A 13,962-nucleotide genomic window follows, 5' to 3' on the forward strand; every position below is an offset into this window, starting at 1 on the left:
ATCAACCTCATGACGACCCCCGCCCCTCGTCGTCGGCCCCGCCTGCACCGCGCGGCGTCGGACATCCCGTACTTCAGCGCGGACGGCGAGGCCTACCTCGCGCAGACCGCCCTGCGGGAGCTCGACAAGTCACGCCCGCTGCGGGTGCTCTCCGAGGAGGACTTCGCCCACTGGCAGACGTACGGCTACGTCATCGTCCGGGAAGCGATCCCGGCCCCTGTGGCGCGTCAACTGCTGGACTTCACGTGGGAGTTCCAGGGCCTGGACCCGGAGCGGCCGGAGAGCTGGTACGAGGACCGGCCGCTGCGGTCCGAGCTGGACCAGCAACTCCACATCTACGGCTTCGTGGAGGCCTACCACCACCAGCTTCTGTGGGACAACCGGCAGTCACAGCGGGTCTACGACGCGTTCGTCGACGTATGGGACTGCGAGGAGCTGTGGGTCACCCTGGACCGGCTCAACCTCAACCCGCCCAACCGGGGCAACCGTGACCGCGCCCTGATCGAGCCGACGGACCGGGGCTTCGACATCGAGCTCCACTGGGACATCGACACCACGCTCGCCGTCCCGCCGCAGCGGGTGCAGGGCATCATCGCGCTCAACGACACCCGGCCGGAGACCGGCGGCTTCCAGTGCTGTCCGGAGCTGTTCCGGCAGTTCGACACGTGGAAGACCGCACAGCCCGGCGACCGGGACCCCCTGCGCCCCACCATCGACCGGGACGAACTCCCTGTCGTACGACCGGATCTGCGCCCGGGCGATCTGCTCATCTGGAACGGTCTGCTGGCCCACGGCGTGGCGCGCAACCTCTCCGAGAGCGGGGTGCGGGCCGTGCAGTACCTGTCGATGATGCCCGCGCTGGAGGAGCACGAGCGGTTGCGCAAGTCCCGCGTGGAGTCCTGGCGCCACCTGCGCACCCCACGCTGGAACCGGACCCTGGTCGGCGACCCGGTGCTGCCCGAGGCCAAGCGCTACCCCACGGCCGAGCTGAACCCCCTGGGCAGCCGACTGCTGGGGCTCGCCTCGTGGCAGGACCCCGTCGAGGAGACGGCACCCGCCGCGCGGAGCGGGGAGCCTTCGTGCGCCGCGTCTGTCTGACCCTGCCCACCCACCGGGCCTGCGCCGGCACCATCGCGGCGGTCGGCGAGGAAGCGGCGTACGGGGCACGGCGGTTCGGTGTCGAGGTGCACCTCCTGGTCCTGGACTCCTCCGCCGCGCCGGTGCTCGCCGAGCACCGGCGGGCGGTCGCCGCGCTGCCCCCGTCCCCCGGTGTGACCGTCCACCACCTCGACGAGGACGAGCAACGGGACTTCCTGCGCGCGGTGATCGACCGGTCCGGTGGAGCCCGGCCGGGCCGGCTGCTGGAACTGATGCTGCCGTCCCGCGTCTCCTACGGCGCCTGCACCAACCGGGCGTTCCTCATCGCCCAGGCTCTCGGCTGCACGTCCGTCCACCGCCGTGACTCCGACAGCCGCTACCAGCAGTTCGACGGCGAACCGGTCTTCCCGCTCCACGAGGAGCTCACCTATCTGGGCCAACGCGCCGACGACGTACGCGGGTCGGCGACCCGGAGCAAGCTGCCGCCGGGGGCCGGGAGCCGGCGGGTGACGATGGCCGGCGGCTCCTTCGTGGGGGAGATGTCGGTGGACGTCGCGGAGATCCGCGAACTCGACCCGGACACGTACCGCGAACTGATCGGCCTGTCGATCCCCGAGGGATACCCGGAGATCTGGCGCGGACATCTGATCGACGAGTCCTTCCGGGGCGCCGGGGACACCGCGTTCGACGGCGACCGCACCACGCTCGCCCCCGTAAGCCCGATGCGCGTGGACATGTGCAACATCGCACTCGACCACGAGGTCTACCGCCGAGTCCCGCTGCCGCCCGCCACCGACACCATCGGCAGCGACTACTTCCTGATCCACCTCCTCCACGACGCCCGGATGCCCGGCGTCCAGCACAACCGGCACATCGTCAACTTCCATACGGCGGAACGGCGTACGGACGAGGGGTTCCTCGCGTACCAGGTGCGCTTCGTGAAGTTCCTGCTGTCCAAGGCGTATCTCAACGCCGTGTACGCGAGGACGGCGGCGGCGGGTGACACCCTGCTCGACGCCGACGGCCACATCCGGGCCTCGGAGGTCGCCGGGTTCGTCCGGGACAGCACCGGCCTGGACCGGGCGGCGGGCGCCCTCCGCCTCGACGTCCTCGACGACGCCTACCGGCGGCTCGGCGACCGCTACAAGACGGTCGCCGACGTCCTCGTCGAACGCCGCTCCCGGCTCCTGGACGAGGCCCGCGACGACATGGCCGACTTCGCGCTCCTGATGGACCACTGGGAGGCGTTGACTCGTGCGAGCGCCGAAGCGGGCCTGGCCGTGACTCGATGACCCCCGCTGCCGGCAAGGACACCATGCACCCGAACCCCCCGCACACCACCACGACCACGGTCACCGTCGCCTACGCGGGCGGTGACGAGCGCCGGGGCCCCCTCACCATGGGCCAGGCCAACATGATCCGCTGCATCCTGCGGGACGACCCCACCCACATCAACATCCACGATGTATGGCCCGTCCCCGAGGGCGCCACCGTGGAGGCCGTCACCGACGCCCTGCGCGCCCTGGCCGGGCGTCACGAGGGGCTGCGCACCACCTTCCCGCACCCGCCGGGGGCCGCACCGGTCGACCAGGTCGTGTCGGCGGGGGGCACGTTCACGGTGACCGTCGTCGACCACGCCGACCCCCCCGCTGATCCGGCGGGGTACGCGGAGTCGGTGGCGCGGGCCGCCCGGGCCGCGCGTTTCGCCCTGGAGCGGGAGTTCCCGCTGCGGATCACCCTGCTCACCGTGGCCGGAGCGCCGGTCCACCTGGCGCTGGCGTTCAGCCACGCGGTGGCGGACGGCAGCGCGATGGCCATCCTGCGCGAGGAGTTCGCCGAGCTGCTGGCGGGCAAGGAGCTGCCGGAGCTCACTTCCCTGCCCCCGGTCGACCTGGCCTCCGTGGAGGCGTCCCCGGCCGGGCTGCGGAAGTCCGAGGCCTCCCTGCGGTACTGGGAGCGGATCATCCGCACCGGGCCGCAGGAGATGTTCGCGGAGCCGCGCGGAAGGAGGCCGGGGACGGACGAGGAGGCCCGGCAGCTGACGCTCCGCTCCCGCCGGGGCGCCCGGGCGCTCGCCGGGGCGGCCCGCCGCACCGGGCACCCCGAGGCCACCGTGCTGATGGCCGCCTGGTGCGCCCTGGTGGCCCACCGGGCGGGCCAGGACAGCTGTGTCACCGCCGTCCCGAGCGCCAACCGGTTCCATCCCCGGGTCGCCCGTTCGGTGACCACCGCCTCCCAGGACGCGCTGCTCCACCTGGATGTCCGGGTGCCCGGCTTCGACGCCCTGGTCGCCCGGGCCTGGGGGGCGGTGCTCGACGCCTACCGGCACAGCCAGTTCGACTCCGTACGGCTGTGGGAGATGATCGACCGGGTCACCGCCGAGCGCGGCAGCCACTTCGGCCGGGACGTGGTGTTCAACGATGTGAGCGCCCTGCCCGCGCCGCTCCTGGGCACCGACACGCAGGACCGCGACGACGCCGAGCAGGAGCTGGCCTGGGGGCCGCCCCAGACGCTGCCGACCCGGCTGCTCGCCTTCACGTACCGGACAGCGCCCCAGCTGCACATCTCCCTGTGGGCCGCCCCCTCGCTCTTCACCCCCGAGGAGGCGGAGGGTTTCCTCTCCGGGCTGGTCCTGCTCCTGGAGGCGGCCGCCGCCGGGGACGTGCCGATGGAGACGCTGGCCGAGGTGACGGGGGTCCGTCCCGCCGAACGCGGGCCCACCTGGCTCCGAGTGGACGGCTGCTGGGTCTCGCCCGCCGCCGTGCACGAGACCATCGGCCGGGCGGCGGGCGGACTGCCGGTGCTGGTGGCCGAGGAGCTCGCACCGGACGGGCCGGCGGACGGTACCGCGGAGGGGGCGGCCGGTGCGGAACCGCACCTCACGGCGTACATCGCCCGCGGTGACACCTCCTTGACTCCCGAGGGGGTCCACCGGGCACTGACCGCCCTCATCCCGGCCGCCGGTTCGGGGGTCCTGGCACCCCACCGCTACGTACTCGTCGAGAACCCGCCCACCGAGCCGGAGCGGAGCGACGCCTGGCGTCGGCTCCAGATCATCGAGGAAGGGACCGGCAGAAGCCGGCAGGTACGACATGAGCGTTGACGACACGACCCTCCCGCAGAAGCGGAAATCCCTGCCCAGCCCCTGGCGGTCGGGCCGGTTCCGGCTGTTCTTCACGGCCCGCAGCGCGTCACTGCTGGCCGACGGCATGCTCATGGTCTCCCTCACCACGGCCGTGCTGGGAGCGGGCCACGGGGCGACCGGCGTCGGCTACGCGCTGGCCGCGTGGATGACCCCGATCGTCCTGCTGGTGCTGTTCGGCGGGGTGCTGGCCGACCGGTTCACCCCGCAGCTGATGATGATCTGCGCCGACCTGGTGCGGATGCTGGCCATGATCACGCTGGCGGCGCTGCTCTTCTCCTCCGCCCGCGTCCCGCTGTGGCAGATCATGGCGCTGATGGCGCTCAGCGGGGCCGCGACCGCGATGTTCCAGCCCGGAATGGCGAGCATGGTCCCCCGGGTGGCGGAGGACATCCAGAAGGCCAACGCGCTGCTGCGCATATCCGAGGCCCTGAGCACGCTGCTCGGCCCCGGCCTGGCGGGCATCCTCGTCGCGTACTGGCAGGTGTCGGGCTCGTACCTGGTCATCGCGGCGGCGTACGCGCTCAGCGCGCTCGTCCTGCTGCCCCTGCGGAAGCTGCACACGGTCCGCGACGAGGGCGACGCCCCGATGTGGCGCAGGCTCGCGACGGGCTGGCAGGAGTTCCGGTCCCGGCAGTGGCTGTGGGGCGTCATCGCGGTCTGGTCCGTCTACGGCCTGTTCGTGTTCGGCCCCGCGCTGCCGCTCGGCGCGGCGCTGATGATCGAGCAGCACGGGGCGAGCGGATACGGCTGGATCGCCTCGGCGGACGGCGCCGGCACGATCATCGGCGGCCTGATCGGCATGCGGGTCCGCCCGAGACGCCCGCTGGTGGCCGGCGCCCTGGCCATGCTCTGCTTCGCGCTCAACCCCCTGGCCCCGGCGCTCGAATGGTCCTTCGCGGCAACGGCGATCGCCCACGTGATCGCGGGTTACGGCTTCGCGTTCTGGGGCGTGATGTGGGCGACCAGCGTCCAGTCGCACATCCCGCTGACGGTCCTGAGCCGCGTCTCCGCGTACGACGTCGCCGGCTCGATCATGGTCATCCCGCTCGGCCGCGCGCTGGCGGGCCCGGCGGCGGACGCGTTCGGCGCGAACGAGGTGCTGATCTTCTCGTCCGTCATGTCGTTCGTCCTGCTGGCCGTGATGCTCAGCGTCCCGGCGATCCGGGCACTGCGCAGGGCCCCGGAGAGCCCGCTGAGCAAGCCGGAGGCCGAACCGGCGGTCTGACCCGTTCCACCTGGGTGCGGCGTACCGGCCGGACTTCGCGGGGCGGGCGGGACGTACCGGTCAGACCCGCACGGCCGGTACGTCGTACGGCGTGATCCAGTCGTTCCGGGTGACGAGGACCAGCCGATGGACCTGCGCCTCTGCGACGAGCAGCCGGTCGGCCTTGGTGCACGGGGAGGCGGCGTCGGAGCCCGAGGCGGGTTCGGGGAGGCAGTAGGCGCCCACAGGCCCCCGAAGCGTCAGCGACCTCGCGTAGTCCCGGCCAAGGGCGGACGGCACGGTCACCGGCCTCTCATCGCAGAGGCGTGTCTGGCCGCATTTCGTCGTTGCTGCTCAGCAAAGCGCCATGACAGCATCCCGTACGTGACTGACCACGGGGACGACATACCTGAGCCCGGCCGCCGGTCCAGGCTCGCCGATCTGGCCGACTGGACCGTATCGGAGGACCCGGCGAAAGCCGCACCGACGGCACCTGAACCGGAGTCGGCGGGGGCCCTGTCCTCCGCCCGGCGCGAGTTCGCGATTCTGCTCGGCGAGTTCCGGCGTACGGCGGTCCTCGTTCCGTTCGACGCGTACGGGAGTCTGTGGACGGCGGACCAGAACGGCGTCCGCTGGATCTGCGCGTTCTCGAACGAGAAGGCGCTAGCGCGGTTCGCGCAAGCACAGGGCGACAGCCGGCGGGAGTGGACGTACCGCACAATTCTCGGTGCGCGCCTGCTGGATGTGATGGTGCCGGTGCTGCCGGGTCCGGCGGGAGTCGCGCTGGATGCCGGAAGCACGGACGGCGTGTTGTTTCCGCCGGTCGCGGGCATCGTGCCCGCCCATGTGGCAGTCGATCTGGGGGAGACGGGATGAGCGGGGAGAACGCGGATCTGAACGTGCCGCCGGCGACGTTGGCACAGATCGCGAAGGGCATCGACCTGGCGCACACCGAGTTGAAGGAACTCGGCATGACCGGGCAGGCGACGGCGGGCCGCGGCTTCTCGGATCTCGCACTCTCCGGAATTGAGTTGGGGCACGGCGGGCTGACATCGAGGTTCGAGACGTTCTGCAACCGGTGGGAGTGGGGCGTGCGGGCGCTGTCCCAGCGGGGCAACGGTCTCGCTGCCGGGTTGGGCCTGTCGGTGGGGTCGTTCGCCGAGCAGGAGCAGTACGTGAAGGACTCGCTCAAAATCCTGGTGAACTCCACCAACGGAAACCCCTACCTGTCCGAGGACGAGGTCAAGGGCATGAGCTGGGACTCGATCAGCAGCCAGCACGCCTGGGACGACCCGGACTGGAGCATGGACTCGTTCACCGAGGCCCACGGCGAGGTGAAGCAGCAGTGGAAGGACACCGGATACGACGTCGGGGACGCGCTGCTGGACGCTTCGGGGGCCGACGCGGCGCAGCGTGAAGGAATCGACGCATGGGCTGAGGAGCACCTCGATCCGTCACAGGAGACCGTGGCTCAGGCCGAGGAGCCGCGCTGGGGGCAGGACCGCTGATGGTGGACTGGCGAGGAGGGTTCGACGGCATCGTCGACGGGACCGTCCGGGGTCTCGACAAGGGCAAGGAACTCCTGGGCAGGGGGGTCGACGCGGCGACGGACAAGGTCGGCGCGGGGCTGGACAAGGTCGGTGCGGACGAGTGGGCCGACAAGGTCGAGGACTGGGGTGACGAGACGGCGTCCTCGCTGGGCGCGGAGGTCGGGGAGAAGCAGCTGGGGCAGAGCGAGGAAGCCAACGAGCTGATTCATGGAAAGCCGGAGAAGATCACCGCGACGGTGAAGAACCTCCGTGACTTCCAGAAGGCTTTCGATCTCGTCGGCGGCGGGATGAAGAAGCTCGATGCCGGTCAGTGGCGCGGGGAGGCGGCGGACGCCTTCCGGGCGAAGTTCTCGACGCTTCCCACCGACTGGCTGCGTGCGGCGGACGCGTTCGAGGACGCGGCGAAGGCGCTGGAGACGTACGCGTCGGCTGTCACGAGCGCCCAGAGCAAGGCACGTGCGGCGATCGCGCTCTACAAGGAGGGCACGCATGCCTCCGAGAAGGCGGCTTCGGCGTTCAACGAGAAGGTCGATGCCTACAACGCGGCCCGCACCGGCGACGATCCCCTCCCCCACCCGGGCACCTTCTCCGACCCGGGCGTGTCCAAACGGAAGCAGGCTCAGAAGGACCTGGACGACGCCCGCCGCATACGCAACGAGGCGGGCGGGCGGGCCGAGAGCGCGGTCAACGCGGCGATGGCACACGCCCCGAAGGAGCCGACGGGAACGGACCTTCTCAAGAACGAGCTGTACGACCACGGCCTCGCCCAGGGCGTGGAGCTGGCCCACTTCGGCGGGGGCGTGCTCAAGGGCGTGGGCGGCCTGGTGGGCTTCCTCCGCCAGACGAACCCGATCGACCCTTACAACCTGACCCACCCGGCGGAGATGTACAAGGGCGTCAACATGACACTCTCCGGCCTGACCAGAACGGTCGCCAACCCCGACCGGGCCCTGGAGAACGCATGGGACGCGGCCAAGGGCGACCCGTCCGAATTCGTCGGCCGTCTGCTCCCGGAGGCAGTCGGGACGAAGGGAGCCGGAGCGCTGAAGGGCGGCCTGCGGGCGGGGCTACGGAAGGGCGACGGGCCCGAGGAGCCACCGAAACCGCCGGGGCCGGCGCGCGAAGGGCATGAGAAGGCACCCGACTCCAATGGGAAGCAGTGCAGTGAAGTCAAGTGTGCCAATGACCCGATCGATGTAGCGACCGGACGCATGCTTCTTCCCCAGACCGACATCGCTCTCCCAGGGTCTCTCCCTCTCATCTTCTCGCGCGTGTTCGACTCCTCGTACCGAAGTGGCCGCTGGTTCGGCGCCAGTTGGTCGAGCACAGTCGACCAGCGCCTGGAGATAGACGAGCAGGGGGTCGTGTTCAGCTGTGACCAGGGCAGCCTGCTGGCGTATCCGCACCCTGCGCCCGGTGTTCCCGTCATGCCCACACACGGACGGCGATGGCCTCTTGACCGGGTGGCCGACGGCTACACCATCACGGACCCGCAATCCGGCCACGTTCTGCACTTCGCCGACCAGAACCCCGAACTGGCTCTGCTGGCCCAGATCGACGACCGCAACGGTCGCTGGATCGCCTTCGAGTACGACGAGCTGGGCACGCCGACCTCGATAGTCCACCATGGCGGCTACCACCTGAAGCTCACTACGCTCGGAGGGCGGGTCACCGCTCTGCACTTGGCTGGGGCAGCACCGGACGGAACCGACCAGGAAATCCGGCGTTACGGCTATACCGATGGCCACCTCACATCCGTGACCAATTCTTCTGGTCGCCCCCTGCGCTTCGACTGCGACGACCTCGGCCGCATCACCGCCTGGACGGACACCAACGACCGCCGCTACGAGTACGTCTACGACGATCTCGACCGCTGCGTCTACCAGTCCGGCACGGACGGCCACCTTAAGGCCAGTTTCACCTGGGACAACACCGACCCCGAAACGGGTCTGCGCATGACGTCCATGACCGACAGTCTCGGTCACACCAAGCGCTACGTGATCAACGAACGAGCCCAGGTAGTGACCGAGATCGACGCCCTCGGAGCGGTGACCCGATTCGCGTACGACCGCTACCACCGACTGCTTGCACGTACCGATCCGTTGGGTCATGTCCACCGCTTCGAGTACGACCGGCTTGGCCGACCTATTGCCGTAGTCCGCCCGGACAGCAGGCGGTCCACCACCGAATACAATGAACTCGGCTTGCCAGTAAAGGTGACTGGCGCGGACGGAACCGTGCTTCGCCAGAGTTATGACCAGCGAGGAAATCTCACGTCCGTCACGGACGGACCGAACTCCACCACGCTCTTCGCTTACGATGGAGCCGGCCAGCTCATCTCAGCTACCGATGCGCTCGGCCGAACCACGGTTGTACGCAATAACGCGGCAGGGCTGCCGCTGGAGATCACCAACCCTCTCGGCGCCACGACACGGTGTAAGCGCGACCCATTCGGCCGGCCGGTGGTGGTCATTGACCCACTCGGGAGAACGAGTTATCGACGGTGGACGATAGAAGGCCAACTCGCCCTTCGGGTCGGGCCTGATGAAGTCGAGGAGTCCTGGACCCACGACGGTGAAGGGAATTGCCTGTCTTACACCGACGCGATGGCCAGGACCAGCCGCTACGAGTACGGCGCCTTCGACTTGCTCACAGCCAGTACCGGCCCTGATGGAATGCGTCATCAGTACACACACGACAGCAACCTCCAACTGACAGGCGTGATCAACCCCCAAGGCCTGAAATGGAGTTACGAATATGACGCCACCGGGCGTCTGATCAGGGAAGTAGACTTCGACGGCCGAACTCTCACCTATGGCCACGACAGTGCGGGAAGGCTTGCCTTTCGCAGCAATGGCCTCGGCCAGAAAATCTACTATGAACATAACGTCATGGGACAAGTTGTCCGCAAAAATGCAGACGGCGCTGTCACGACATTTGATTACGACATCTTCGATCAACTTGCTCACGCGGTCGGACCCGACGCCACACTGACCCGTTTGCGCGACCGATTCGGCCGACTCAAATCGGAGACAGTGAATGGGCGAACTCTCAATTTCGAACACGACAAATTGGGGCGACGTAGCACACGCACGAGCCCGTCAGGAGTGGTGAGTACCTGGGAATACGACCTCATCGGGTACCGGAGCAGAATTATCACCTCCGGTCGCGAGATGGTTCTCACACGGGACGCCGCCGGACAGCGGACGCAGCAACGGTTCGGCGAGACGGTCATAATCGACCAGGAATTTGATGCACTAGGCCATGTCGTACGCCAACACGTGGGGACGTCGGATAATGCTCTGCGCAGTCGCTCCTACGCCTATAGTGCGGACGGAAATCTCACTGCAATCCATGACTCCACCGACGGCGAGCTACAGTTCGGACTCGACGCAAATGGCCGCGTCACCAGAGTTGGCGGTAGGAGTTGGTCCGAGAGCTACGCCTACGACGAGACGGGCAATCAGACATACGCGTCTTGGCCTCACCGCCACCCCGGCCGCGACGCCACAGGAGAACGCACTTACAGCGGAACACGCATAGAAAAGGCGGGCCGCGTGCGTTACGAGCACGACGCCCAGAACCGTATCGTTGTACGCCGAAAAACCCATCTATCCCGCCCGCCGGAGACATGGCGCTACACATGGGACTCGGAAGATCGACTCACCGCCGCGACCACCCCGGACGGCACGATCTGGCGTTACCTATACGATCCCCTCGGTCGTCGCATTTCCAAGCGCCGACTGGCAGCAGACGGTAAGACGGTAATCGAAAACACGTCTTTCACCTGGGATGGCAGCAATCTATGTGAACAGGTTACTCGCGCCGAAGACCTGCCCAACCCCGTGTCCCTGACTTGGGATCACGAAGGTTTTCGCCCGCTCACCCAAACGGAGCGAGTACTCTCAGCAGACATACCGCAGGAGGTAATTGACGAACGATTTTTCGTAATTGTCAATGACGTCACCGGAACCCCGACGGAGGCAATTGACGAAACCGGCGATATCGCCTGGCGTGCCCGTAGAACCCTTTGGGGAGAGACAGCGTGGGCCGCGGACGGCACGACCTACATCCCCTTCCGTTTTCCCGGCCAGTACTTCGATCCAGAAACCGCTCTTCACTATAATTATTTCCGCCACTACGATCCGGAAACCGCCCGCTATCTCACGAGTGATCCACTAGGCCTCGCCCCCTCCCCCAATCCGGTCGCCTATGTGTCCAATCCACACACCTGGACAGATCCGTTCGGATTGGGCCCCTGTCCCCCCAGAGGGGAAAGAAGCAACCCGTTCAAAACACGAGGCGAGGCAGAAGAGGCGGCCTTCGAAGCGGCCGGCGTACCTTACGGAGAAGCCCCTGTCGCCGAATGGACCGTCACCGGGGACAAAAATTTGAAGTATGCCCCCGGTTATGTATATTCCAAAGACATGTCACATTGGGGCAACTTTCGACAATTCGAGACACCTCAGGGGTCCCGTGTGGTAGTTGAGCATGTCGCCGATCCAGCCGGGCCTCACTTCCATGCGGGAAAGCCAAAAATTGACGACAGTCGAAGTCTGGTCAATTTCGGCTGGGACAACGCAAGAGTACAGCGCGGGGACGGGTCTTTCGGCTACCCTGAGAATATGGAGCGGTATGGGAAGATAAATAAGCCCGGAGGGGATCATCACTTCTTCTACGAAGAAGGCTAAACAGCATAACCTATTGCCGGACGGAGCGATCAAAGTGCCCAATATCGAAGATCAGAAATTCAGTAGGCTATTGCAGGCCTGCGGACTGGAACTCACGGACACGGAGGTCCCGACTGCGGCACCGTCTATGGCGAAGGCAATTCAAATGGTCGCGGGCGTAGATGTTGAGCCGACAGCATTCACCAGGGCAACGGGCGATGGCTCTCTGGGGGAGCTCGATCGCCAGTGGCAGGAAATGGGACGGCCGACACTGACCGAAGCAGGTTCCGGCGAGTTCTTCATTGTGCCGCCAGGAAGCGGGGGGTCTGCCGTCGGATGGCTCCCCGTAAAAGAGGCTGCGGGTTCCAGCCTGCCGTCGCGTGTCGCCGCGGCAACCGGCTCCCCCGAGTTCGTGGCACTGTCCGCCGATGGAATGCATCTGTGTGCGGTCGCGGAGGAAGAGGATCAGTACTGGATCATTGTGCGTTCGCTCGGCTGAGCCCGGCCCCCCGGGCCGGTCGCCCCTCACTCCTCCGGCGGAAAAACCACCTCCCCCGACCCCGCCAGCGTCAGCGTGATCGCCTCCACCGGGCAGCCCTCCGCCGCCGCGAGGATCTCCTCGCCCGCGTCCCGGTCCTCCTCGGTCGGGTGGGACTGGCGGGCCGAGTCCAGGTGGAAGGCGTCCCCCGCGTGGTTGACGCACATGCCCGAGCCGATGCAGACCGAGCGGTCGACCTCCACGTGCCAGCGGTCGCCCATCACGCCTCCCGGTAGCCGGCGGGCAGGTGGATCATCTTGTGCTCGAAGAACTCGCCGTAGCCCTCGGGGCCGAACTCGCGGCCCAGCCCGGAGTTCTTGTAGCCGCCGAAGGGGCCGAGCATGTCGAGGCTGAAGGTGTTCACGCTGTACGTGCCCGTGCGGACCCGGCGGGCCACGTCGATGCCGCGTTCCGTGTCGGCCGTCCAGACGCTGCCGCTGAGGCCGTACGGGGAGTCGTCGGCGATGCGGACGGCCTCGGCCTCGTCCTCGTACGGGATGAGGCAGATCACCGGGCCGAAGATCTCCTCGCGGGCGATGCGCATGGAGTTGTCGACCGAGCCGAAGAGGGTGGGTTCGACGTACCAGCCTCGCTCCTGGGAAGGGGGGCGGTTGCCGCCGGTGAGGATCTTGGCGCCCTCCTCCTGGCCCAACCGGATGTAGTCGAGGGAGCGTTGTCGCTGGCGTCGGGCCACCAGCGGGCCCAGTTCGGTCGTGGGGTCGAGGGGGTCGCCCACGCGCAGGGCTCCGGCCGCCGCCGCGAAGGCTTCCGCCATCTCGTCGTAGCGGGAGTTCGGGGCCAGGATGCGCGTCTGGGCCACGCAGGCCTGGCCGTTGATCATCCAGGCGAAGGGGACGATGCCCGCCACCGCCGCCTCCAGGTCGGCGTCGGGGAGGATGACGGCCGCCGACTTGCCGCCCAGCTCCAGGGTGACGCGGGTCAGGTTGCGGGAGGCCACCTCCATCACGCGGCGGCCGGCCGCCACCGAGCCGGTGAAGGAGACCTTGTCCACGTCCCGGTGGCCCACCAGGTATTCGCTGACCTCCCGGTCGGCCGGGAGGATGGAGAGGACCCCGGGCGGCAGCCCCGCCTCCGCCGCGATCTCCGCCAGGAGGTAGGCGTCCAGGGGCGTTTCCGGTGAGACCTTCAGGACCGCCGTGCAGCCCGCCAGCAGGGCCGGGGCCAGCTTGGCGGCGGCCGTGAACTGCGGGACGTTCCACGGGACGACCGCGGCGACCACACCGACCGGTTCGCGGCGGACCAGGAGGGGGCCGAGGACGCCGTCGCGTCGTTCCTCGTACGGGAAGTCGCGCGCCACCGTGAGCGCCGAGTCCCAGACCATCATCGCGGCCAGCGCCTGCACCATGACGCTCGCGCTGTACGGGGTGCCGTTCTGGGCGCTGATCAGGCGCGCGAACTCCTCGTGGCGTACGGCGAAGGCGTCCTTGATCCGGGTGATCACCGCGATCCGCTCGTCCAGGCCCATCCTCGGCCAGGGGCCCTCGTCGAAGGCGCGGCGGGCGGCGGCGACCGCCCGGTCCACATCGCCCTCGGAGGCGTGCGGCACTCGGCCGATGACCTGTTCGGTGTGCGGGGAGATCACCTCGATGACCTCGGTGCCGAGCGGATCGGTGAACTCCCCGCCGATGAACAGCTGTCCGTGTTCCACAAGCTCCGTAAGTTCCGTCATGGCCGTCGCCTCCCGCGAACCCGTGCACCCATAACTGACTGTTCGTCAGAACTGATACCAGTTCCCG

11 protein-coding genes are annotated in these 13,962 nt (G+C 68.1%); 8 read left to right on the plus strand and 3 right to left on the minus strand.

The window, feature by feature from the left end:
- Nucleotides 1–9 precede the first annotated feature (9 nt).
- Genes ACH4KB_RS06660 through ACH4KB_RS06675 form a run of 4 tightly spaced genes read left to right on the plus strand, consistent with a single transcriptional unit; the run spans nt 10 to nt 5,468 of the window.
- Nucleotides 10–1,098 carry a phytanoyl-CoA dioxygenase family protein gene (locus ACH4KB_RS06660; RefSeq protein WP_398064249.1) on the plus strand — a complete coding sequence of 363 codons (1,089 nt, stop codon included), beginning with the start codon at nt 10–12 and terminating at the stop codon, nt 1,096–1,098.
- Complete coding sequence (locus ACH4KB_RS06665; RefSeq protein WP_398064251.1) at nt 1,080–2,390, plus strand: DUF6271 family protein; 1,311 nt, start codon at nt 1,080–1,082, stop codon at nt 2,388–2,390. The genes ACH4KB_RS06660 and ACH4KB_RS06665 overlap by 19 nt, the downstream gene beginning before the upstream one ends.
- Nucleotides 2,387–4,201, plus strand: a complete 1,815-nt coding sequence (locus ACH4KB_RS06670; protein ID WP_398064254.1) for a condensation domain-containing protein — start codon at nt 2,387–2,389, stop codon at nt 4,199–4,201. The genes ACH4KB_RS06665 and ACH4KB_RS06670 overlap by 4 nt, the downstream gene beginning before the upstream one ends.
- Nucleotides 4,191–5,468: an MFS transporter gene (locus tag ACH4KB_RS06675; RefSeq protein ID WP_398064256.1), complete on the plus strand. Its 1,278-nt coding sequence runs from the start codon at nt 4,191–4,193 to the stop codon at nt 5,466–5,468. The genes ACH4KB_RS06670 and ACH4KB_RS06675 overlap by 11 nt, the downstream gene beginning before the upstream one ends.
- Before the next feature lie 60 nt (nt 5,469–5,528).
- On the opposite strand, the gene ACH4KB_RS06680 is transcribed toward ACH4KB_RS06675, so the two are convergent.
- Nucleotides 5,529–5,753, minus strand: a complete 225-nt coding sequence (locus ACH4KB_RS06680) for a hypothetical protein (protein ID WP_398064258.1) — start codon at nt 5,751–5,753, stop codon at nt 5,529–5,531.
- A gap of 78 nt (nt 5,754–5,831) precedes the next feature.
- On the opposite strand from ACH4KB_RS06680, the gene ACH4KB_RS06685 reads away from it, so the two are divergent.
- Genes ACH4KB_RS06685 through ACH4KB_RS06700 form a run of 4 tightly spaced genes read left to right on the plus strand, consistent with a single transcriptional unit; the run spans nt 5,832 to nt 12,166 of the window.
- A complete protein-coding gene (locus tag ACH4KB_RS06685; protein WP_398064260.1) occupies nt 5,832–6,323 on the plus strand; it encodes an SseB family protein in 492 nt (163 codons plus the stop codon).
- Nucleotides 6,320–6,955, plus strand: coding sequence for a hypothetical protein (locus ACH4KB_RS06690; RefSeq protein ID WP_398064262.1), 636 nt, complete (start codon nt 6,320–6,322; stop codon nt 6,953–6,955). The genes ACH4KB_RS06685 and ACH4KB_RS06690 overlap by 4 nt, the downstream gene beginning before the upstream one ends.
- A complete protein-coding gene (locus ACH4KB_RS06695; RefSeq protein ID WP_398064264.1) occupies nt 6,955–11,688 on the plus strand; it encodes a putative T7SS-secreted protein in 4,734 nt (1,577 codons plus the stop codon). The genes ACH4KB_RS06690 and ACH4KB_RS06695 overlap by 1 nt, the downstream gene beginning before the upstream one ends.
- Nucleotides 11,689–11,722: 34 nt before the next feature.
- Nucleotides 11,723–12,166: a hypothetical protein gene (locus tag ACH4KB_RS06700; protein ID WP_398064266.1), complete on the plus strand. Its 444-nt coding sequence runs from the start codon at nt 11,723–11,725 to the stop codon at nt 12,164–12,166.
- Between the two features lie 26 nt (nt 12,167–12,192).
- Here the strand turns inward: ACH4KB_RS06700 and ACH4KB_RS06705 are convergent, their stop codons facing one another.
- A complete protein-coding gene (locus tag ACH4KB_RS06705; protein WP_398064268.1) occupies nt 12,193–12,426 on the minus strand; it encodes a ferredoxin in 234 nt (77 codons plus the stop codon).
- Nucleotides 12,426–13,895 (minus strand): aldehyde dehydrogenase, encoded by a 1,470-nt coding sequence (locus ACH4KB_RS06710; protein WP_398064270.1) that lies wholly within the window; start codon nt 13,893–13,895, stop codon nt 12,426–12,428. The genes ACH4KB_RS06705 and ACH4KB_RS06710 overlap by 1 nt, the downstream gene beginning before the upstream one ends.
- Nucleotides 13,896–13,962 lie beyond the last annotated feature (67 nt).

Source organism: Streptomyces sp. NPDC017520 (genome assembly GCF_044329855.1).
Classification (GTDB): Bacteria; Actinomycetota; Actinomycetes; order Streptomycetales; family Streptomycetaceae; genus Streptomyces.

Coding starts and splice junctions, on each gene's coding strand:
- ACH4KB_RS06710 (WP_398064270.1), bottom strand. CDS start 13,895: ATGACGGAACTTACGGAGCTTGTGGAACACGGACAGCTGTTCATCGGC.
- ACH4KB_RS06705 (WP_398064268.1), bottom strand. CDS start 12,426: ATGGGCGACCGCTGGCACGTGGAGGTCGACCGCTCGGTCTGCATCGGC.
- ACH4KB_RS06660 (WP_398064249.1), top strand. CDS start 10: ATGACGACCCCCGCCCCTCGTCGTCGGCCCCGCCTGCACCGCGCGGCG.
- ACH4KB_RS06695 (WP_398064264.1), top strand. CDS start 6,955: ATGGTGGACTGGCGAGGAGGGTTCGACGGCATCGTCGACGGGACCGTC.
- ACH4KB_RS06690 (WP_398064262.1), top strand. CDS start 6,320: ATGAGCGGGGAGAACGCGGATCTGAACGTGCCGCCGGCGACGTTGGCA.
- ACH4KB_RS06670 (WP_398064254.1), top strand. CDS start 2,387: ATGACCCCCGCTGCCGGCAAGGACACCATGCACCCGAACCCCCCGCAC.
- ACH4KB_RS06675 (WP_398064256.1), top strand. CDS start 4,191: ATGAGCGTTGACGACACGACCCTCCCGCAGAAGCGGAAATCCCTGCCC.